Source organism: Mesorhizobium sp. M1A.T.Ca.IN.004.03.1.1, from assembly GCF_003997555.1.
GTDB lineage: Bacteria > Pseudomonadota > Alphaproteobacteria > Rhizobiales > Rhizobiaceae > Mesorhizobium.
The window spans coordinates 1-297 of the sequence record NZ_RZTV01000170.1 but is presented as its reverse complement, the minus strand read 5'-3'; the positions used below and the strand labels follow the sequence as shown (position 1 = coordinate 297).

Below are 297 nucleotides of genomic sequence, written 5' to 3'. Positions count from 1 at the left end.
CATCGCCCGCGCGCTCGCCATGCAGCCTGCAGCCCTTCTCTGTGACGAAATCACTTCCGCGCTCGATCCGGAACTGGTCGCCGAAGTTCTGGCCGTCGTGCGCGAACTTGCCGCCGAGGGAATGACGCTGCTGATGGTCACGCACGAGATGCGGTTCGCCCGCGACGTCTGCAGCCGCGTCGTCTTCATGCATCAGGGCCGTGTCCATGAAGCCGGTCGGCCGGAGGATGTCTTCGCCGATCCGCAAACTGCCGAGCTCAGGCACTTTCTCGGTGTCAGCTAGTCAGTGGCTCAGCA

Annotated in this window: 1 pseudogene; it reads left to right on the top strand. The window is 64.0% G+C overall.

From position 1 onward, the window contains the following. A pseudogene (locus EOD29_RS31195) lies at positions 1-283 on the top strand (amino acid ABC transporter ATP-binding protein); the annotation flags it as partial. Positions 284-297: the final 14 nt, after the last annotated feature.